General features: G+C 70.1%; 14 protein-coding genes and 1 pseudogene. 10 read left to right on the top strand and 5 right to left on the bottom strand.

Features of this window, described 5'->3' with window-relative positions; all coding sequences use genetic code 11:
• Positions 1 to 209: 209 nt before the first annotated feature.
• Complete coding sequence (gene preA / locus EYW49_RS13680; RefSeq protein ID WP_131310147.1) at positions 210 to 1,547, bottom strand: NAD-dependent dihydropyrimidine dehydrogenase subunit PreA; 1,338 nt, start codon at positions 1,545 to 1,547, stop codon at positions 210 to 212.
• Positions 1,548 to 1,557: 10 nt separating this feature from the next.
• Positions 1,558 to 2,901 carry an NAD(P)-dependent oxidoreductase gene (locus EYW49_RS13685; protein WP_131310148.1) on the bottom strand — a complete coding sequence of 448 codons (1,344 nt, stop codon included), beginning with the start codon at positions 2,899 to 2,901 and terminating at the stop codon, positions 1,558 to 1,560.
• Between the two features lie 449 nt (positions 2,902 to 3,350).
• On the opposite strand from EYW49_RS13685, the gene EYW49_RS13690 reads away from it, so the two are divergent.
• The 9 genes from EYW49_RS13690 to EYW49_RS13730 all read left to right on the top strand — a co-directional run bounded on the left by EYW49_RS13690 (position 3,351) and on the right by EYW49_RS13730 (position 14,186).
• Positions 3,351 to 4,847, top strand: a complete 1,497-nt coding sequence (locus tag EYW49_RS13690) for a CoA-acylating methylmalonate-semialdehyde dehydrogenase (RefSeq protein ID WP_131310149.1) — start codon at positions 3,351 to 3,353, stop codon at positions 4,845 to 4,847.
• A 372-nt stretch (positions 4,848 to 5,219) separates the two neighbouring features.
• Positions 5,220 to 5,924: an alpha/beta hydrolase gene (locus EYW49_RS13695; RefSeq protein WP_131310150.1), complete on the top strand. Its 705-nt coding sequence runs from the start codon at positions 5,220 to 5,222 to the stop codon at positions 5,922 to 5,924.
• A 296-nt stretch (positions 5,925 to 6,220) separates the two neighbouring features.
• The gene (locus tag EYW49_RS13700) at positions 6,221 to 6,688 is read left to right on the top strand and encodes a hypothetical protein (protein WP_131310151.1); all 468 of its coding nucleotides are present in this window, start codon (positions 6,221 to 6,223) and stop codon (positions 6,686 to 6,688) included.
• A 414-nt stretch (positions 6,689 to 7,102) separates the two neighbouring features.
• Positions 7,103 to 7,948: an ABC transporter ATP-binding protein gene (locus EYW49_RS13705; protein ID WP_131310152.1), complete on the top strand. Its 846-nt coding sequence runs from the start codon at positions 7,103 to 7,105 to the stop codon at positions 7,946 to 7,948.
• Positions 7,938 to 8,855, top strand: a complete 918-nt coding sequence (locus EYW49_RS13710; protein WP_131310153.1) for an ABC transporter permease — start codon at positions 7,938 to 7,940, stop codon at positions 8,853 to 8,855. The genes EYW49_RS13705 and EYW49_RS13710 overlap by 11 nt, the downstream gene beginning before the upstream one ends.
• Positions 8,852 to 10,021, top strand: a complete 1,170-nt coding sequence (locus EYW49_RS13715) for an ABC transporter permease (protein ID WP_165498252.1) — start codon at positions 8,852 to 8,854, stop codon at positions 10,019 to 10,021. The genes EYW49_RS13710 and EYW49_RS13715 overlap by 4 nt, the downstream gene beginning before the upstream one ends.
• A gap of 34 nt (positions 10,022 to 10,055) precedes the next feature.
• On the top strand, positions 10,056 to 11,051 hold the full coding sequence (locus EYW49_RS13720) for an ABC transporter substrate-binding protein (RefSeq protein ID WP_131310154.1): 996 nt from the start codon (positions 10,056 to 10,058) through the stop codon (positions 11,049 to 11,051).
• Positions 11,052 to 11,422: 371 nt separating this feature from the next.
• Positions 11,423 to 12,877 carry a dihydropyrimidinase gene (gene hydA / locus EYW49_RS13725; protein ID WP_131310155.1) on the top strand — a complete coding sequence of 485 codons (1,455 nt, stop codon included), beginning with the start codon at positions 11,423 to 11,425 and terminating at the stop codon, positions 12,875 to 12,877.
• Between the two features lie 64 nt (positions 12,878 to 12,941).
• Entirely contained in the window at positions 12,942 to 14,186 is a 1,245-nt protein-coding gene (locus tag EYW49_RS13730; RefSeq protein ID WP_131310156.1) for a M20 family metallo-hydrolase, read from the top strand.
• 68 nt (positions 14,187 to 14,254) lie between these two features.
• Here EYW49_RS13730 and EYW49_RS13735 read toward each other — a convergent pair whose 3' ends face one another.
• Positions 14,255 to 14,596: a nuclear transport factor 2 family protein gene (locus EYW49_RS13735; RefSeq protein WP_206365469.1), complete on the bottom strand. Its 342-nt coding sequence runs from the start codon at positions 14,594 to 14,596 to the stop codon at positions 14,255 to 14,257.
• Positions 14,597 to 14,938: 342 nt separating this feature from the next.
• Here EYW49_RS13735 and EYW49_RS13740 point away from each other — a divergent pair, with 342 nt between their 5' ends.
• Positions 14,939 to 16,408, top strand: a complete 1,470-nt coding sequence (locus EYW49_RS13740) for an aldehyde dehydrogenase family protein (protein WP_131310157.1) — start codon at positions 14,939 to 14,941, stop codon at positions 16,406 to 16,408.
• A 13-nt stretch (positions 16,409 to 16,421) separates the two neighbouring features.
• Here EYW49_RS13740 and EYW49_RS13745 read toward each other — a convergent pair whose 3' ends face one another.
• The gene (locus EYW49_RS13745) at positions 16,422 to 17,471 is read right to left on the bottom strand and encodes a glycosyltransferase (RefSeq protein ID WP_131310158.1); all 1,050 of its coding nucleotides are present in this window, start codon (positions 17,469 to 17,471) and stop codon (positions 16,422 to 16,424) included.
• Between the two features lie 25 nt (positions 17,472 to 17,496).
• A pseudogene (locus EYW49_RS13750) lies at positions 17,497 to 18,469 on the bottom strand (hypothetical protein); the annotation flags it as partial.

An 18,469-nucleotide genomic window follows, 5' to 3' on the forward strand; every position in this document is an offset into this window, starting at 1 on the left:
ACGACCCCAGCGAAGGTCGCTTCCGGGTCTTTCATCATTTCCGTTTCCCACCGCCGTCGCTCCCGGCGAGCGCAGCGAGGGAAGGGAGCCCATCGGCCCCCGCGACCGCGGACGGGCCGAAAGTCATGGATCCCCTTCCCCTCCACGCCTGCGGCGCTCCGGCCGGGGATGACGGGTGGGTGTCCGGATGCAGCCGACGATAGCGGCGATCACTCCGCGGGCGCGTTGGCGTGGGGGCGCGGGTGCACCGCCATCGGGTTGTTGGGGTGGTCGAGCCAGGTGCGTTTTCCCCCGACGACCAATCCGGTGCGCAGATCGATCGCGCCGGCCGGCAGCGGGTCCATCGAGATGCAGTTCGGCACCGGGCAGACCGAGGCGCAGAGGTTGCAGCCGACGCATTCGGCCTCGTCGACCACGAAGCGGCGCTTGCCGCCCTCCTCGGCCTCGACGACGATCGACTGATGCGAGGTGTCCTCGCAGGCGATGTGGCAGCGGCCGCATTCGATGCAAGTGTCTTCGTCGATCTTGGCCTTGACGATGTAGTCGAGGTTGAGGTGCTGCCAGTCGGTCATGCGCGGGATGGCGGCGCCGACCACCTGATCGACCGAGGTGTAACCCTTGGCGTCCATCCAGTCGGAGAGACCGGTGATCATGTCCTCGACGATCTTGAAACCGTAGACCATCGCCGCGGTGCAGACCTGGACGGTCGAGGCGCCGAGCGCCAGATATTCGGCGGCGTCCTTCCAGGTCTCGATGCCGCCGATGCCGGAGATCGGCAAGCCGCGGGTCTCGGCGGCGCGGGCGATCTCGCTGACCATCGACAGGGCGATCGGCTTGACCGCGGGGCCGCAATAGCCGCCGTGGGTGGCGAAGCCGTCGGTGTTTGGCACCGCGATCATGCTGTCGAGATCGACGCCGATCACCGAATTGATGGTGTTGATCAGCGACACGGCGTCGGCGCCGCCGCGCTTGGCGGCCTCGGCCGGCTTGCGGATGTCGGAGATGTTGGGGGTCAGCTTGACGATCACCGGCATGCGCGAATGCTGTTTGCACCAGCGGGTGACCATCTCGACATATTCCGGCACCTGACCGACGGCGGCGCCCATGCCGCGCTCGGACATGCCGTGGGGACAGCCGAAATTCAGCTCGACGCCGTCGGCTTCGGTGTCCTCGACCTGTTTGAGGATCGACTTCCAGGCCTCTTCCTCGCACGGCACCATCAGCGAGACGACCAGGGCGCGGTCGCGCCAGGCGCGCTTGACCTCCTTGATCTCCTGCAGATTGATCTCCAGCGGGCGATCGGTGATCAATTCGATGTTGTTGAGCCCGATGATGCGGCGATCGGGGCCGAGCAGCACGCCGTAGCGGGGGCCCGAGACGTTGACCACCGGGGCGCCGGCCTCGCCCAGCGTCTTCCAGACGACGCCGCCCCAGCCGGCGCGATAGGCGCGCTCGACGTTGATCTTCTTGTCGGTCGGCGGCGCGGAGGCCAGCCAGAACGGGTTGGGCGCCTTGATGCCCACGAAATCGACACTCAGATCGGCCATGGGTCCCTCCTCAGGCGGCAACGGCGGCGGCGAGCGCGCGATCGATCGACAGAGCGGCGGTCTTGCCCGCCGCGACGGCTTCGACGGTCAGGTCTTCGCCCGACCCGGTGCAGTCGCCGCCGGCCCAGACCCGCGGCAGCGAGGTGCGGCCCTCGGCGTCGACGACGATGCGGCCGCCGGCGAGCGCGAGGCCTTCCCCGAGATCGCCGCTGCGCAGCGTCTGGCCGATCGCCCGGAACACCTGATCGCAAGGCAGCGTGATCGTCTCGCCGGTACCGACGACGCGGCCGGATTCGACGATGGTGCGCTCGAGCTCGATCGCCACCACCCGGCCGTCCTCGCCGATCAGGCGGGTGGGCTTGAGGTTGGTGCGGATCGAGACGCCGTCGGTGCGGGCGATGTCCTTCTCGTGGTCGCTGGCGCCCATCTCGGCGAGGCCGCGGCGATAGGCGATGGTCACCTCTTCGGCGCCGAGGCGCTTGGCCTGGCTCGCGGCATCGATGGCGGTCATGCCGCCGCCGATCACCACCACCCGGCGGCCGACCGGCACCTCCGACAGATCTTCGGCCTGACGCAGGGCGGCGATCCAGGCGACCGCATCCTCGACGCCGGCGAGGTCGTCGCCGAGCCCGAGGCCGTTGGTGTCGCCGAGCCCCACGCCGAGGAAGATCGCGTCATAGCGGTGGCCGAGATCGGCGAAGGCGAGATCGACGCCGATCCGCACGCCGTATTGGATGGTGATGCCGCCGATGCCGAGGATCCAGTCGACCTCGGTGCGGGCGAAGTCGTCGGTCTCCTTGTAAGCGGCGAGGCCGTATTCGGAGAGGCCGCCGGGCTTCGCCGCGGCTTCGAAGATGGTGACGTCGTGGCCGCGGCGGGCGAGCTCATGGGCGGCACTGAGCCCGGCCGGACCGGCGCCGACCACCGCGACGTGGCGGCCGGTCGCCGGCGCACGGGTGAAGATCTGGCGGCCGACCTCGACCACGGCTTCGGTCGCGAAGCGCTGGAGGCGGCCGATCTCGACCGGGCGCGCCTCGGAGGCATTGCGTACACAAGCCTCCTCGCACAGCGTCTCGGTCGGACAGACGCGGGCGCAGGTGCCGCCGAGGATGTTCGACGACAGGATGGTGCGGGCCGCACCGAGCCGATTGTCGGTGGCGATCTGGCGGATGAACAGCGGCACGTCGATGGTGGTCGGGCATGCCTTGACGCAGGGCGCGTCCCAGCAGAACAGGCAGCGATCGGCGGCGATGCGGGCCTCGTGCAGGTCGAGATGCGGCTTGATGTCGGTGAAACGGCCGTCCAGGACGTCCTTCGGCAGGCGTCCGGCGCTGATGTCGGGGGTGGCGACCATCGTCTTCCCTCCTCGCTCGAAGATCCGATGTTCCTCGCCCCGGGCCGGTTCCACGCTCCCTCGAGGGACCGCACCGGGCGATTTTGACCATCCGATCAAATTTCAGATTTTCTGTCAATCGTCGTCGCGCCCGGAAAATGGGCATGGCAGATTTTTGCGCTGCGGTAGCCGCCACGACCGCGCCGCGGCCGCGGGGCAATCGTCGCCGGCGGCGATCGGCGGGCGGCCCGAGGGAGCCGCGGCGACGCGGCGGACATCCCTGTTCATCCGTTCGACATTCGGAACGGGCTGAACGCCGGCCCGGGATTGCCGGGCGGGCGGAGGCCCCCTAACGTTCAGTTTTCCGATCATCACGGAGCTTCGGCCGGATGGCGGCGGTCTCGGGACAGTGACGTTGCCCGTGGCCGAACCCGTCCGAGCCCGGCCCGGATCACCCCAGGAGACACTCGATGAACCGCATCTCGAACGCCGTCGGCGGCAAGCTGGTCGCCTCTTCCTCGAGCCGCGTCGCCGCGGTGTTCGATCCGGCGACCGGAACCCAGACCGGCATTCTGCCGCTGTCGACCGCCGCAGAAGTCGCCGCGGTGATCGAGAATGCCGCAGCCGCGGCCGAGGAATGGGGGCGCACGCCGGTCTTGAAGCGGGTGCGGCCGATGTTCGAGTTCAAGCGGCTGCTCGACGCCAACGTCGACGCGATCGCCGCGGCGATCTCGGCCGAGCACGGCAAGACCCATGCGGATGCGCTCGGCGAAGTCGCCCGCGGCATCGAGGTGGTCGACTTCGCCTGCGGCATGCCGCAGCTCCTGAAGGGCGAGTTCTCGCGCAACGTCGGCCCGGACGTCGATTCCTGGTCCCATCGCCAACCGCTCGGGGTGGTCGCCGGCATCACCCCGTTCAACTTCCCGGCGATGGTGCCGCTGTGGATGTACCCGGTGGCGATCGCCGCCGGCAACTGCTTCGTGCTGAAGCCGTCGGAGCGCGACCCGTCGGCGGTGATGCTGATCTGGGAATTGTTCCGTCAGGCGGGCTTCCCGGACGGCGTGCTCAACGTGGTGCACGGCGACAAGGAGGCGGTCGACGCCATCCTCGATCACCCCAAGATCAAGGCGGTGAGCTTCGTCGGCTCGACCCCGATCGCCGAATACGTCTATGCGCGCGGCACCGCCAAGGGCAAGCGCGTCCAGGCGCTGGGTGGCGCCAAGAACCACGCGGTGATCATGCCCGACGCCGACATGGACAAGGCGGTCGACGCGCTGATGGGCGCGGCCTATGGCTCGGCCGGCGAGCGCTGCATGGCGATCTCGGTGGCGGTGCCGATCGGCGAGACCACCGCCGACCGGCTGATCGAGGCGCTGGCGCCGCGGGTGCGCGCGCTCAAGGTCGGTCCGGCCGGCGATCCGGCCGCCGAGATGGGCCCGGTGGTGACCAAGATGCATCAGGAGAAGGTGCTCGGTTACATCGACCGGGGCGTCGAGGAAGGCGCCGAACTGGTGGTCGACGGTCGCGGATTGACCCTGCAGGGTTACGAGAACGGCTATTTCGTCGGCGGCACGCTGTTCGACCGGGTGACCCCGAACATGTCGATCTACCGAGAAGAGATCTTCGGGCCGGTGCTGTCGGTGGTGCGCGCCAATAGCTACGACGAGGCGATCGGCCTGATCAACGACCACGAGTTCGGCAACGGCACGGCGATCTTCACCCGCGACGGCGACGCGGCGCGGGCCTTCGCCGACCGCATCGAGATCGGCATGGTCGGGATCAACGTGCCGCTGCCGGTGCCGGTGGCGTTCCACTCGTTCGGAGGCTGGAAGCGCTCGCTGTTCGGCGATCACTCGATCTATGGACCGGAGGGCGTGCGCTTCTACACCCGCCTGAAGACCATCACCGCGCGCTGGCCGACCGGCATTCGCTCGGGCGCCGAGTTCAACTTCCCCAGCCTGAAGTGAGGGCCCGCGCCGGCGATCCCGGCGCCGCTCCCGCCCTTCGGAGACCAAAAAAAGGGCCGCTGTCCGGGAGGGCAGCGGCCTCAGTCTTGGGAGGAAACGTACAGCGGATCACCAGACGATGCTGCGCCAAACTCGTGAAGATTCGGTTAACCGCGAATCTCTTCTCGCAGTTCGGCGCATGATTTTCAATCGTTTCCTTGTCAGACTGTGATTTTACGCTGGCTTTCATACTTATTTACGTTGCGGAACTCGTATCGACTGGGATGCCGACAGCACCGCACCGGCCTCCGGTCTCGCCGCGGCACCCCGAATCGGGCAGGCTGCGGCGATCGGGCCCGATCGCGCGGGCCCCGTGATTCGGGAGTTCCGCCGATGCGTCGCGCCGCCGTCTGCTTCGCCCTCCTTCTCCTTCCGCTCCTCGCCACGCCCGCCCCGGCCGCCGGGGTCGCCGTCTCGGGTACCACGGTCGGCGGGGTCGGCGCCGCGCTGCTGGTGCCGCCGCATCCGAAGGCCGCGCTCGTGCTGATGACCGGCGGCGACGGGCAGCTCGGGGTCGGCGCCGACGGCAGCATCGCGCGCGGCGGCAACCAGCTGGTCCGGACCCGCGAGGCCTATGCGGCGCGCGGCTTCGCGGTCCTGGTACCCGAGGGCGACGTCGACGTCGGCGCCGCGGTGGCGGCGATGAGCCGCTTCGGCAAGGTGACGGTGGTGGCGACCAGCCGCGGCACCCAGCGGGCGGCGCGCGGCATCGCCGCCGGGGCGCGTCCGGCGCGGTTGGTGCTGACCTCCGGCTTCCTGTCGGACGCCTCGGGCGACGGCGACAATGCGATGCGTATCCTCGGCTCGCCGGCCACGCTGCCGCCGACGCTGATCGTCCACCACCGCCACGACGGCTGCCGCAAGACCTCGCCCGAGGGCGTCGCGCCGTTCCTCGCCTGGGCGGCGGGGCGGGCGCGGGTCACCTGGCTCGACGGCGGCAGCGACGACGGCGACGCCTGCCAAGTGCGCGCCCACCACGGTTTCGCCGGGCTCGACGGCGAGGTGGTGGCGGCGGTCGCGGGCTTCGCGGCGAAGTGAGGCGCGGCCGGACGCGGCCGTGGGCCGGCGCTCGCCGAAGACCTGCGACCGCGACGAAACCCTCGTGAAACGTCACCCCGCCACCTGCGATGGTCCTGCGACGGCACCGCCGTCGCGATGACTGCTCCTGCGTCAGCGTGACACGGCCTTCCCTCGCGTTCCCCGGTCGAATGTCAACTCTTCGCCAAGCTCCCGCCCGCGAAAGCGTCGAAACTCGACGCCACCGGACCACCGAGTCCGGCGATCCACTTCGCCGATCCGTCGGAGATCTGGACCCTGAAGCGGGAGGACTCGACATGGCAGATCGTATCGACTGGGTCCTGGTGCGCGGCGGTGCGGCGCGCAAGCCGATCGGCGCGGTCGGTTTCCTCGACGACACGGCGGCGGTGATCGTCGCCTTCTATGCCGATCTCGATGCCGACAAGAGCGGCACCGTCGACTGGTCGGAATGGATCGCCGGCCACATTTCGCCGGTCAGCCTGAACGGCGCGGCGGTGGTCGAAGTGGCGATGGCGGCGCGCTACCAGACCGACATCGCCACCCGCGACACGCGGATCGTCACCATGGCCGCCGACCTGTTCCTCGATTTCGCGGTGGGATTGGTCAAGGACGCCGCCTACGCGGTCTATTTCAGCAATTCGGTGAGCACCCTGACCGGCGCGCTGGCGGGGCGCCTGACCAGCCAGATCGTGGTGCAGTTCGCGATCAAGAAGGGTCTCGAACACGAGGTGAAGCGGATCTACGACCACGCCGTGGTCCGTTGACCGAGCGGCCCCGCGCCGTCATGCCGCACCCGGCGCAGCCGTCCGGCGCCGTCGGCGCGTGACCGCGTGAGCGTCGTAGCGGCCGAGACCGAGCGATCCGCGACGATCGCCGGCCTCGGTTCCGTCGGCCGGTGAAGGCGCCCCTTTTCCATCGCAGAACTGTCCGAGTCGGCCTCGCGCGCCGGCGCCGGAGCCCCGCCGATCTACGGCCTTGGTCGGGGTCGGCGTGAACGGATCTTGCCGCGCCGGCGCTTCAATCGATATGATTTGCCGGCGATGCGGCAGCTGCGAAAAAACCACCCACGCATTGCACAACAAATCCTCAATCTTTGCTCTTGCTCAAAATTTGTCCGTTTGATCAAATCGACGCGTTCAGAGACGGGACCAGAGCCCGCGGGAACGGGAGGCACCGGAATGGACGCGAGTCCCCTGCGAGACCCGACGATCGGGACCGGAGCCGCTGCGGGCGGGCCGGCGCCGGGTCGCGTGGTGATCGACGCGCGGGCCCTGTCGCTGACCTTCGACACCGCCGACGGCGTCGTCCATGCGCTGTCCGACGTCGATCTGACGGTGCGCGAAGGCGAGTTCGTGTCGTTCATCGGCCCGTCGGGCTGCGGCAAGACCACGCTGCTGCGGGTCATCGCCGATCTCGAACGGGCGACCGGCGGCTCGATCACCGTCGACGGCGTGGCCCCGGCGGAAGCCCGCACCCAGCGGCTCTACGGCTATGTGTTCCAGGCGCCGGCGCTCTTGCCGTGGCGCAACGTGCTGGCCAACGTGACGCTGCCGCTCGAGATCTTCGGGATGGACAAGGCGAGCCGGCTCGAGCACGCCCGCCGCAACCTCGATCTGGTCAATCTCGCCGGCTTCGAGAAGAAATTTCCGTGGCAGTTGTCCGGCGGCATGCAACAGCGTGCGTCGATCGCCCGCGCCCTGTCGTTCGATCCCAAGCTCCTGCTGATGGACGAGCCGTTCGGGGCGCTCGACGAGATCGTCCGCGACAAGCTCAACGAACAGCTCCTGAAGCTGTGGGCCGAGACCGCCAAGACGGTGGTGTTCGTCACCCATTCGATTCCGGAAGCGGTGTTCCTGTCGACCAAGATCGTGGTGATGAGCCCGCGGCCCGGGCGGATCATCGACGTCATCGACTGCGACCTGCCGGCCGACCGCACGCTGGAGATCCGCGAGACGGCGCAGTTCCTGGCCATCGCCCATCGCGTCCGCGAAGGGCTGCGCGCGGGGCATTCCTATGACGATTGACGCGGCGATTGCCCCTGCCTCCCGGCCGCGCGGCCCCGGGCTCCTCGCCCGGGCCTTCGCCGGCACGACCGGACCGGTGGTGACGATCGTCGCGGTCTTGATGGTGGTGTGGTACGCGGCGGCGGTGTGGCTCAACGCACCGCTGGTGCAGAGCGAGACGCCGCTCTCGACCGCCGAGCTGGTCGACGCGACGCTGGCTCTCGAGCGGCCGCTCCTGCCGGCGCCGCATCAGATCCTGATCGAACTGAAGAAGACGGTGCTCGACACGCCCGTGACCTCGAAGCGCAGTCTGGTCCAGCACGCCTGGGTGACGCTGTCGTCGACGCTGACCGGCTTCGCCTTCGGTGCCCTGCTCGGGCTCCTGCTGGCGGTGGCGATCGTCCATGTGCGCAGCCTCGAGAAGAGCCTGATGTTCTGGATCGTCTCGTCGCAGACCATCCCGATCCTCGCCGTGGCGCCGATCATCATCGTGGTGCTCGGGGCGATCGGGGTCACCGGCCTGGTGCCCAAGGCGATCATCTCGGCCTATCTGTGCTTCTTCCCGGTCACCGCCGGCATGGTCAAGGGCCTGACCTCGCCCGACCGGCTGCACGTCGACCTGATGCGCACCTATGACGCCAGCCCCTCGGCGACCTTCTGGAAGCTCCGGGTGCCGGCCTCGGTGCCGTTCCTGTTCACCTCGCTCAAGGTGGCGATCGCCGCGAGCCTCGTCGGGGCGATCGTCGGCGAACTGCCGACCGGGGCCCAGGCCGGGCTCGGGGCGCGGTTGCTCGCCGGCTCCTACTACGGCCAGACCATCCAGATCTGGGCGGCACTGTTCGCCGCAGCGGCGCTCGCCGCGACCATGGTCGGTCTGGTCGGGGCGCTCGAGGGTTTCGTGCTCAGGCAGATGGGGACGCGCCGATGAGCGACACCGCGCTGCCCCCCGACCGCGACGACGCGCCGGTCACGCCGATGTCGACGACGCGGCTGGCGGCGATCGCCACCGGCGCGCTGACCTTGCTCGGCGGTCTCGCGCCGCTGACCCCGAAGGTTACCTGGAGCGCTCTGCCGCTGCCGGCCCTGCTGCTGGCGATCGCCGTGGTCCTCGGCGCCGGCGTCCTGCCGCGGCTCGTCGACGGCTTCGCGGTGGCGGTGGCGACGTTGGTGACGGCGGCGACAGCGGTGGCGCTGCTGATCGCCGCGCACGCGCCGTCGGTGGCGGGCGAGGTCGGGGTCGGTTTCGTGATCACCCTGATCGCCCTGTGGCTCGGCTCGTGGGCGCTGATCGAGCGGCTGACGGTGTGGCGGCCGACGTCGCCGGCGCTCGCCCGCCTCGCCGACGCGGCGGTGCCGATCGTCTTCGGCGCCTTCCTGTTCCTGTTCTGGGAGGTGATCACCGTCGGATTCGGGGTGCCGGCGGTGCTGTTGCCGCCGCCGTCGCAGATCGCCGTGCGCTTTGCGACCTCGCTGCCGATCCTCGGCGCCGACTTCTTCCAGACGGTGGTGCGGGCGGCGATCCCCGGTTGGGCGATCGGCTCGGCGGCCGGCATCCTGGTGGCGCTCTTGGCCGATCGGGTGCCGTTCCTGGGGCGCGGCCTGATCCCGCTCGGCGACTTCGTCTCGGCCCTGCCGCTGGTCGGCATCGCGCCGATCATGGTGATGTGGTTCGGCTTCGACTGGCAGTCGAAGGCAGCGGTGGTGGTGCTGATGACCTTCTTCCCGGCGCTGGTCAACACCGTCGCCGGGCTCGCCGCTGCCGGGCGGCTGGAGCGCGACCTGATGCATTCCTACGGCGCCTCGTGGGGTCAGACGCTGGTCAAACTGCGGCTGCCGGCCGCCGGGCCGCACATCTTCGCGGCCTTGAAGCTCAACTCGACCTTCGCGCTGATCGGCGCCCTGGTCGCCGAGTTCTTCGGCACGCCGATCGTCGGCATGGGCTTCCGCATCTCCACCGAGGTCGGCCGCATGGGCCTCGACATGGTGTGGGCGGAGATCGCCATGGCGGCGATCACCGGCTCGACCCTCTATTCGGTCCTGGCGTCGATCGAACGCCGCGTGACCTTCTGGCATCCGTCGAACCGGGGACGGTGACGCCCGGCCGCATGACTCGAGAGGAGACTGTCGAATGACTCGGACGTTTCTCGCCGTCGCCGCCCTGGCGGTCGGACTGGGTGCCACCTCGGCCTCGGCCGAAGACAAACTGACGCTGCAGCTGAAGTGGGTGACCCAGGGCCAGTTCGCCGGCTACTACGTCGCCAAGGACAAGGGCTTCTACAAGGAAGCCGGCCTCGACGTGACGATCAAGCCGGGCGGACCGGACATCGCCCCGCCGCAGATCATCGCCGGCGGCGGCGCCGACGTGATCATCGAATGGATGCCGGCGGCGCTGGCGGCGCGCGAGAAGGGCGTGCCGCTGGTCAACATCGCCCAGCCGTTCAAGCGCTCGGGCATGATGCTGACCTGCCGCAAGGAGACCGGCATCACCAAGCCGGCCGACCTGATGGGCAAGACGCTGGGCGTGTGGTTCTACGGCAACGAGTATCCGTTCATGGCCTGGATGGCCAAGCTCGGCCTCAAGACCGACGGTTCGGAACACGGCGTCAAGGTGATCAAGCAGGGCTTCAACGTCGACCCGCTGATCCAGAAGCAGGCCGCCTGCATCTCGACCATGACCTACAACGAATATTGGCAGGTGATCGACGCCGGCATCAAGGCCGCCGATCTCGTCACCTTCAAATATGCCGATCAGGGCGTGGCGACGCTGGAAGACGGGCTCTACACCACCGAAGCCAAGCTCGCCGATCCGAAGTTCGTCGAGAAGGCGGCGAAGTTCGTCAAGGCGTCGATGAAGGGCTGGGACTGGGCGCGGGCCAACCCCGAGGCCGCCGCCAAGATCGTCCTCGACAACGACGCGACCGGCGCCCAGACCGAGAAGCATCAGATCCGCATGGTCGGCGAGATCAACAAGCTGACCGAAGGTTCGACCGGCGCGCTGGTCGTCGCCGACTACGATCTGACGGTGAAGACGCTGCTCTCCGCCGGTGGCGAAGCGCCGGTCATCACCAAGGAGCCCAAGGGCGCCTGGACCCATGCGGTCACCGACGCCGCCGGCCTGAAGTGAGGCCCGCCGCCGGCGCCTGATCGCAGGCGCCGACCCCGATCTGCCGACGCCGGAGGCTCCGGCGTCGGCCCCCCGCCCCGCCGGGCGATCGCAATTGGATTTCGTCGCAACCCCCATCGTCCCGATCGGTCGGATCCTGCCCCTGCCGTCGTCCCCGGCGAGCCCGAAGGGCGAGGGAAGGGGACCAGAGGCCGCTCGGGAAACGCCGAGAGCCTACCCACCTGCCCCCGGATCCCCTTCCCCTCCGCCGGCTTGCGCCGGCTCCGGCCGGGGACGACATCGGAGGGTCGGGTCGGTCCCTATGCGAATGCCCTGCCCCGCCCCGCCGGGCGGTTCGATCCATCCTCGCCCAGGCCGTTCAGGAGAGCCCAATGCCGATCCTCATCCGTGGTGGAACCGTGGTGAATGCCGATCATTCGGTCCGCGCCGACGTGCTCGTCGACGGCGAGACCATCGTCGCCATCGGCACCGGACTGACCGTGCCGGCCGGTACCGAGGTGATCGACGCCGGCGGCTGTTACGTCATGCCCGGCGGCATCGATCCGCACACCCATCTCGACATGCCGTTCATGGGCACCTCGTCGGCCGACGACTTCGAGACCGGCACCCGCGCGGCGCTGTCCGGCGGCACCACCATGGTGGTCGACTTCTGCCTGCCGGCACCCGGTCAGTCGCTGCTCGCGGCCTACCAGGAATGGCGCCACAAGGGCGAGAAGGCGCTGTCGGACTACGGTCTGCACATGGCCATCACCTGGTGGGACAAACAGGTCCACGACGAGATGGAGACCTGCGTCAAGACCTACGGCATCAACAGCTACAAGCACTTCATGGCCTACAAGGGCTCGTTGATGGTCAACGACGACGAGCTGTTCCAGGCCTTCTCGCGCTGCGCCGGGCTCGGCGCGCTGCCGATGGTCCATGCCGAGAACGGCGATCTGGTGTGGCAGTTGCAGAAGCTCTATTTCGAGCGCGGCTACACCGGCCCCGAGGGCCATCCCTATTCGCGGCCGCCGGAAGTCGAGGGCGAGGCGACCAACCGCGCCATCGTCATCGCCGACATGATCGGCGTGCCGCTCTACGTCGTCCATACCTCCTGCACGCAGTCGCTCGAGGCGATCGCCCGGGCACGCGCCGCGGGCAAGCGGGTCTACGGCGAACCGCTGGTCCAGTATCTGGTGCTCGACGAGAGCGAATATCGCTCGACCGACTGGGATCATGCGGCGCGCCGGGTGATGTCGCCGCCGTTCCGCGACAAGAAGCATCAGGATGCGCTGTGGGCGGGGCTGGCCAACGGCACCCTGCAGGTGGTGGCGACCGACCACTGTTCCTTCACCACCCAGCAGAAGCGGATGGGGCTCGGCGACTTCCGCAAGATCCCCAACGGCACCGCCGGCCTCGAGGATCGCCTGCCGGTGCTGTGGACCCACGGCGTCGCCACCGGGCGGCTGACCAAGGAGGAGTTCGTGGCGGTGACCTCGGCCAACATCGCCCGCATTCTCAACATGTATCCGAAGAAGGGCCGCGTCGCGGTCGGCTCGGACGCCGATCTGATCGTCTGGGATCCGGAGGCGACCAAGACCATCACCGCGGCCAAGCAGTTCTCGGCGATCGACTACAACGTCTTCGAGGGGATCGCCGTCACCGGCCTGCCGGTGGTCACGGTGTCACGCGGGCGCATCGCCTGGAAGGACAAGGAGATCCGGCTGGAGCCGGGCGACGGCACCTATGTGCCGCGCGATCCCTTCCCGGCCGCCCACGTCGCCTCGATCACCTGGAAGGAAGCGAGCCGGCCGCGCCCGGTCGGCCGCATCGAAGTGACCCCCTGAGTTCCCGCGATCGGTGGTGAGCGGTGATGCGTCGCCGCGAGCTGCCGGATGGAGTGACTGCGCGATGATTCCCAATCTGAAGATCGATTCCGAGCGGCTGTGGGACATGCTGATGTCCACCGCCAAGTTCGGCGGGACGGCCAAGGGCGGCGTGCGCCGGCTGACCCTGACCGACGAGGACAAGCAGGTCCGCGACTGGTTCGTCGCCGAGACGCAGGCGTTGGGCTGCACCGTCACCGTCGACGAGGTCGGCAATCTGTTCGCCCGCCGTCCGGGCAAGAACCCGGCCCTGCCGCCGATCGCGCTGGGCTCGCATCTCGACACCCAGCCGACCGGCGGCAAGTTCGACGGCATCCTCGGGGTGCTCGGCGCGCTCGAGGCGCTGAAGACGCTCCACGCCTCGGGCTACGAGACCAATGCGCCGATCGAAGTGGTCAGTTGGACCAACGAGGAGGGCTCGCGCTTCGCCCCGGCGATGCTGGCCTCCGGCGTGTTCGCCGGGGTGTTCACCCGCGCCTATGCCGACGAGCGGGTCGACCGGGCCGGGCTCACCTTCGGCGCCGAGCTCGAGCGGATCGGCTATCGCGGCGAACAGATCGCCGGCGATCATCCGCTCAGCGCCTATTTCGAACTGCACATCGAACAGGGCCCGATCCTCGAGGACGAGGGGCTGACCATCGGCGTGCTGACCGGCGTGCAGGGCATGCGTTGGTACGAGGTCACGGTGACCGGTCAGGACGCCCACACCGGCGCGACGCCGATGCGGCTCAGGAAGAACGCCCTGGTCGGCACTGCGCGGATGATCGAGGCGATCGATGGAATCGCGCTCGCGCACGGGCCGGATGCGGTCGGCACCGTCGGTCTGGTCGAGGTCAAGCCGAACTCGCGCAACGTCGTGCCCGGCGAAGTGTTCTTCACCGTCGACTTCCGCCATCCGGAAGAGAGTGTGCTCGAGGCGATGGAGGCCGACTATCGCGCGGCGCTGGCCGAGATCCTGCCGCCGCTGAAGCTCGACTGGGAAGAGAAGATGATCTGGAATTCGCCGGCGGTGAAATTCGCGCCGCATCTGATCGACTGCGTCGACCATGCCACCGACAAGAACGGCTATTCCAAGCGCCGGATGGTCTCGGGCGCCGGCCACGACGCGGTCTATCTCGCCCGCGTCACGCCGACCACGATGATCTTCGTGCCCTGCGCCGGCGGCCTCAGCCACAACGAGGCCGAATCGACCAGCCAAGCCGAATGCGCCGCCGGCGCCCAGGTGCTGCTCGACGCGGTGCTGGAGTTCGACGCCTCGCTCGGCGCCTGATCACTCGCTCGCGCCTCCCCTGCCCTGCCGCCCGGGTCGTCCGCGATCCGGGCGGCGGCGTTTTGCGGTCAGCGGTCTGCGGCGACGCGGGTCAGCAGGCGTTCGGCGCTGTCGTTCCACACGTCCATGCGGGTGATCTTGTCGCCGATCAGCACGAAGCGGTCGATGTAGCGATTGCCTTCGAAGGGCGTGCCGTCGAGCCATTCGCCGTAGAGCGTGCCGACGCTGGTGACCACCGTGCGATCGTCCCCGAAGGCGACGTCCCACTGGTCGATCGCCTTCTTCACCCAGCGGTAGCGAGTGGCGTTGAAGGCGCCGATCTCGGAAGCCGCGGCCAACCGCCGGCCGACGAACACCAGTTCGGCGTCGGGGGCGAAATGCGCGGCGACCGCCGCCGCGTCGCCGGCCATCGCCTGCAGGATGACGGTGCGGATGCGTTCGACCAGCGCGCCCGCGTCCTCGTCCGCCGGCCCGCGGCCGGTGACGATCGGCGCCGGCGGGGGCGCGGCGGTCGGGGGTGTGGGGGCTGACGTCTCGTTCATCGCTCGTCCTCGGATCCGGTTCACGCGGAGGGGCGGCCGGAGCCGCCCGATCTGGGCCCCATGTTGGCACGGGTGCGCGGCCCATGGCACCCCGCGCCGGGTCCGCCGGGATCGGTCGGACCGCGAATTCGCGCGGGCGGGTTCGCGCCGCCCGCCACATGCTCTAGACTGGGGCGACCACCAACCGCGACCGACCGACGGGAGACTGCCATGCGCGATCGGCTCTACATCGACGGTGCCTTCGTGGCGCCGGCGCTCGGCGGGACGTTCGAGGTGATCGATCCGGCGACCGAAGCGGTGATCCACCACGCCCCGGCCGCCTCGTCGGTCGACGTCGATCGGGCGGTCGCCGCCGCCCGCCGGGCCTTCGACCAGGGCCCGTGGCGGCAGACCACCGGCGCCGAACGGGCGGTGATGCTCAGGGCGATCGCCGCCGGCATCCGGGCGCGATCGGAAGAGCTCGCCCGCCTCGAGGTCCTCGACGTCGGCAAGCCGCTCGCCGAGGCGCGGCTCGACATCGACGACGCGGCCGGCTGTTTCGATCTCTACGCCACCCATGCCGAGGCCCTCGACGGGGCGCGGGAGATCGTGCCGCTCGCCGATCCGCGCTTCACCTGCACGGTGACGCGCGAGCCGATCGGCGTGGTCGGGGCGATCGTGCCGTGGAACTTCCCGCTGCCGATGGCCTGCTGGAAGGTCGCGCCGGCGCTCGCCGCCGGTTGCACGCTGATCCTCAAACCTTCGGAGCTGACGCCGCTGACCGCCCTGGAACTGGCGGCGATCGTCGATACGGCGGGCGTGCCGGCGGGCGTCTTCAACGTTCTGACCGGGTTCGGGCCCGAGGTCGGGGCGCCGCTCGCCGACCACCCGGATGTCGACAAGCTGGCCTTCACCGGGTCGGTGGCGACCGGCGCGCGGGTGATGACCGCGGCGGCGCGCAGCATCAAGACGGTGACGCTGGAGCTCGGCGGCAAGTCGCCGTTCCTGATCTTCGCCGATGCCGATCTCGAGACCGCGGTCGACTGGGTGATGATCGGCATCTTCTGGAATCAGGGTCAGGTCTGCGCCGCGACCTCGCGGGTGCTGGTCGAGCGGCCGCTCTACGACCGCCTGCTCGCCCGCCTCGTCGAGGTGGCGGCGACGATCCCGATCGGACCGGGGCTGGAGCCGGGGGTCAAGCTCGGGCCGCTGGTGTCGCGGGCGCAATACGACAAGGTCCGCGCGGCGATCGCCCGGGCGGTCGCCGACGGCGGCCGCATCGCCGGCGGCGGTGGACGCCCGGCGGGGCGCGACGTCGGCTGGTTCCTGGAACCGACGATCCTCACCGACGTGCCGCTCGATGCCGACGCGTGGCGCGAGGAGATCTTCGGGCCGGTGGTGTGTGTGCGGCCCTTCGACAGCGAAGAAGAGGCGATCGGCATCGCCAACGACAGCCGCTACGGGCTCGGCGCGGCGGTGATGTCGGCCGACCGCGAGCGCGGCGACCGGGTCGCCGCACGCCTCAGGGCCGGGATCGTGTGGGTCGACTGTTCGCAGCCGGCCTTCCTCGAGGCGCCGTGGGGCGGCATGAAGCAATCCGGCATCGGCCGCGAGCTCGGCCGCTGGGGTCTCGACGCCTTCCTCGAAGTCAAGCAGACCACCCGCTTCGTCGGCGGCCGGCGTCAGCCCTGGTATCTGTGACCGCCGGCCGGCTTCACTCCGACCAGGGCGCGAGGCGCTCGATCAGGGCGGCGTGATCGCCTTCGGCGGCGCGGTTCCAGCGGGCGATGTTGCCCATGGCGTCGGCGGCGGCCGAGACGAAGGCGTCGGGGCGCGACACCAGCTGGGTGATCAGGCCGGCGGCGGCGCCGGGATCATGGGCGTCGACGAAACGGCCGGAGCCGGCGAGGACCTCGCGGAACACCGGCTTGTCCGGCGCGACGATCGGCAGGCCGGCGTATTGCGCCTCGAGCAGCGGCAATCCGAGGCCTTCGTCGTGGGAGGTCGACAGGAAGACGTGCGCACTCGCCAGCAGGGCGCGGACCGCTTCGGCCTCCTGGTAGCCGTGCAGCACGACGCCCGGGCGTTCGCGCAGGCGATCGGCCTCGCCGCCCCAGCCGAAGCGGCCGACCACGTGCAGCCGGGCATCCCAGCCGTAGGCGTCGCGCAGCACCCCGACGATGTCGGCGGCGGCAGCGAGGTTCTTGCGCGGTTCGACGGTGCCCAGCGCGATCAGATCGAGTTTGCCGCCGCGCTCGACCTTGCGCTGGGTGGCGGCGCGGGCCGAGGCCTCGGCGCCGATCGCGAAGACGTCGCGCACGGTCGGGCGGTAGAGGGTGATCTCGGCATCGGGGCGGGCGAAGGCGCGCAACTCGCCGGCGGTAGTCTGCGAATTGACCAGGAACCACGGCAGCGTGGTCACCGCCCGGCGGAAGGCCGGCACCATGTAGAGCGCGGCGCGGCGGTTGAGGTCCTGGGGGCGGGTCAGCAGGAAACAGTCGTGGACGTAGGGCACCACCCGGCGGCCGAACCACGAGGCGGGGATCGACGGCGGGAAGCCCGAAGCGAGCAGGATCGCACCCGGCGAGGTCGCCAGACGCAGGGGAATGCCGATCTGCTGGGTGAGGATCAGGTCGAGGGTGCCGCTGGCGGTGATCGGCCGGACCTTCAGGGGCGACAGAGCCTCGGCGCTGAAGAGCTCGAGGGTGATCCGCTCGAGGCCGGTCATGGTGCGTCCGAGATGGGTCTGGTCGACCAGGATCATGCGGGGGGACCTCCTCGGCGGGCGCTCACGAGCGGCGGATGCGGCGGCGGTCGCCCCGCGGGGCGGCCGGTTCCGACCCCGACAGGGCCAGCGCCAGGATGCGGTCGAACTGCGGCAGGAGGCCGCTCATCACTTCGATCTCGCCGGCGAGACGAGTACCTGTGAGATCGCCGGCTTCGGCGATCAGGACCACCCGGTCGACCGCTTCGGCGACGTCGAACAGCAGCGCGGCGGCCGGCGCGGTGCCGACATGGACCAGGGCGAGGTCGTGATCGACCAGGGCGATGTCGATCGCCGAAGCGACCGCTGCGGCGAGGTGGCCGAGCGGCCGGTCGAGCGCCGCCGCGGTCGGCCGCACCAACACCACGCCGTGGGCTTCGGCGTGGACGTCGAAGTCGGCGAGTTCGCGCAGGGGGTGCGGCGCGGCGAGGCGCGGGGCGCGATCGAAGGCGGCGGCGAGCGGGCCGGCGTCCTCGGCGAGATCGAACAGCACGACCCGGCGACCGGCCTCGGCGACGGCGCGGGCGAGGCCGAAGACCAGAGCGGCGGCGACCGCGGTCGGTACGGTGTCGGCATAGAGGAGGCGCGCGGCCGGCCCTTCGGCGCCGCCCAGCGCCGCGTCGAGGCGCTGCAGGATGGCGAGGCCGGCCGGATCGGCGGCGCCGTCGGCGGTCTCGACCAGGGCGGCGTCGGCGCCGGTGCCGGGTCCCGACGAGCGGCCGAGACGGGCGAGGCGTTCGGGCAGCAACACCAGATCGACCCGCTGCGGCGGCGCATCACGGCGGCGCGGGATCGGCCGGCGGAGCCGCGGGACGGAGGCGACGGCGGCCGCGGCAGCCCGGTCCACCGGGGCGCGCGGCGCGGCGGCGATGGCGGGGCGGGGCGGCTCGGCTGCGGAGGGTGCCGAGGGCGGGGAACCGGGCGGCGACTCGATCGCGGCGATTCCCGACGGGGCGGCCGCGGGGACGGGAGCCGGCGCCACCGCTTCGGCGGCAGCG

The organism is Siculibacillus lacustris (genome assembly GCF_004328075.1).
GTDB lineage: Bacteria > Pseudomonadota > Alphaproteobacteria > Rhizobiales > Ancalomicrobiaceae > Siculibacillus > Siculibacillus lacustris.

Excerpts from the sequence above, each read along its gene's own strand:
- EYW49_RS13695 (WP_131310150.1), top strand. The coding sequence starts at position 5,220 with ATGCGTCGCGCCGCCGTCTGCTTCGCCCTCCTTCTCCTTCCGCTCCTC.
- EYW49_RS13700 (WP_131310151.1), top strand. The coding sequence starts at position 6,221 with ATGGCAGATCGTATCGACTGGGTCCTGGTGCGCGGCGGTGCGGCGCGC.
- preA (WP_131310147.1), bottom strand. The coding sequence starts at position 1,547 with ATGGCCGATCTGAGTGTCGATTTCGTGGGCATCAAGGCGCCCAACCCG.
- hydA (WP_131310155.1), top strand. The coding sequence starts at position 11,423 with ATGCCGATCCTCATCCGTGGTGGAACCGTGGTGAATGCCGATCATTCG.
- EYW49_RS13705 (WP_131310152.1), top strand. The coding sequence starts at position 7,103 with ATGGACGCGAGTCCCCTGCGAGACCCGACGATCGGGACCGGAGCCGCT.
- EYW49_RS13690 (WP_131310149.1), top strand. The coding sequence starts at position 3,351 with ATGAACCGCATCTCGAACGCCGTCGGCGGCAAGCTGGTCGCCTCTTCC.
- EYW49_RS13730 (WP_131310156.1), top strand. The coding sequence starts at position 12,942 with ATGATTCCCAATCTGAAGATCGATTCCGAGCGGCTGTGGGACATGCTG.
- EYW49_RS13735 (WP_206365469.1), bottom strand. The coding sequence starts at position 14,596 with ATGGCCGGCGACGCGGCGGCGGTCGCCGCGCATTTCGCCCCCGACGCC.
- EYW49_RS13740 (WP_131310157.1), top strand. The coding sequence starts at position 14,939 with ATGCGCGATCGGCTCTACATCGACGGTGCCTTCGTGGCGCCGGCGCTC.
- EYW49_RS13685 (WP_131310148.1), bottom strand. The coding sequence starts at position 2,901 with ATGGTCGCCACCCCCGACATCAGCGCCGGACGCCTGCCGAAGGACGTC.
- EYW49_RS13720 (WP_131310154.1), top strand. The coding sequence starts at position 10,056 with ATGACTCGGACGTTTCTCGCCGTCGCCGCCCTGGCGGTCGGACTGGGT.
- EYW49_RS13715 (WP_165498252.1), top strand. The coding sequence starts at position 8,852 with ATGAGCGACACCGCGCTGCCCCCCGACCGCGACGACGCGCCGGTCACG.
- EYW49_RS13745 (WP_131310158.1), bottom strand. The coding sequence starts at position 17,471 with ATGATCCTGGTCGACCAGACCCATCTCGGACGCACCATGACCGGCCTC.
- EYW49_RS13710 (WP_131310153.1), top strand. The coding sequence starts at position 7,938 with ATGACGATTGACGCGGCGATTGCCCCTGCCTCCCGGCCGCGCGGCCCC.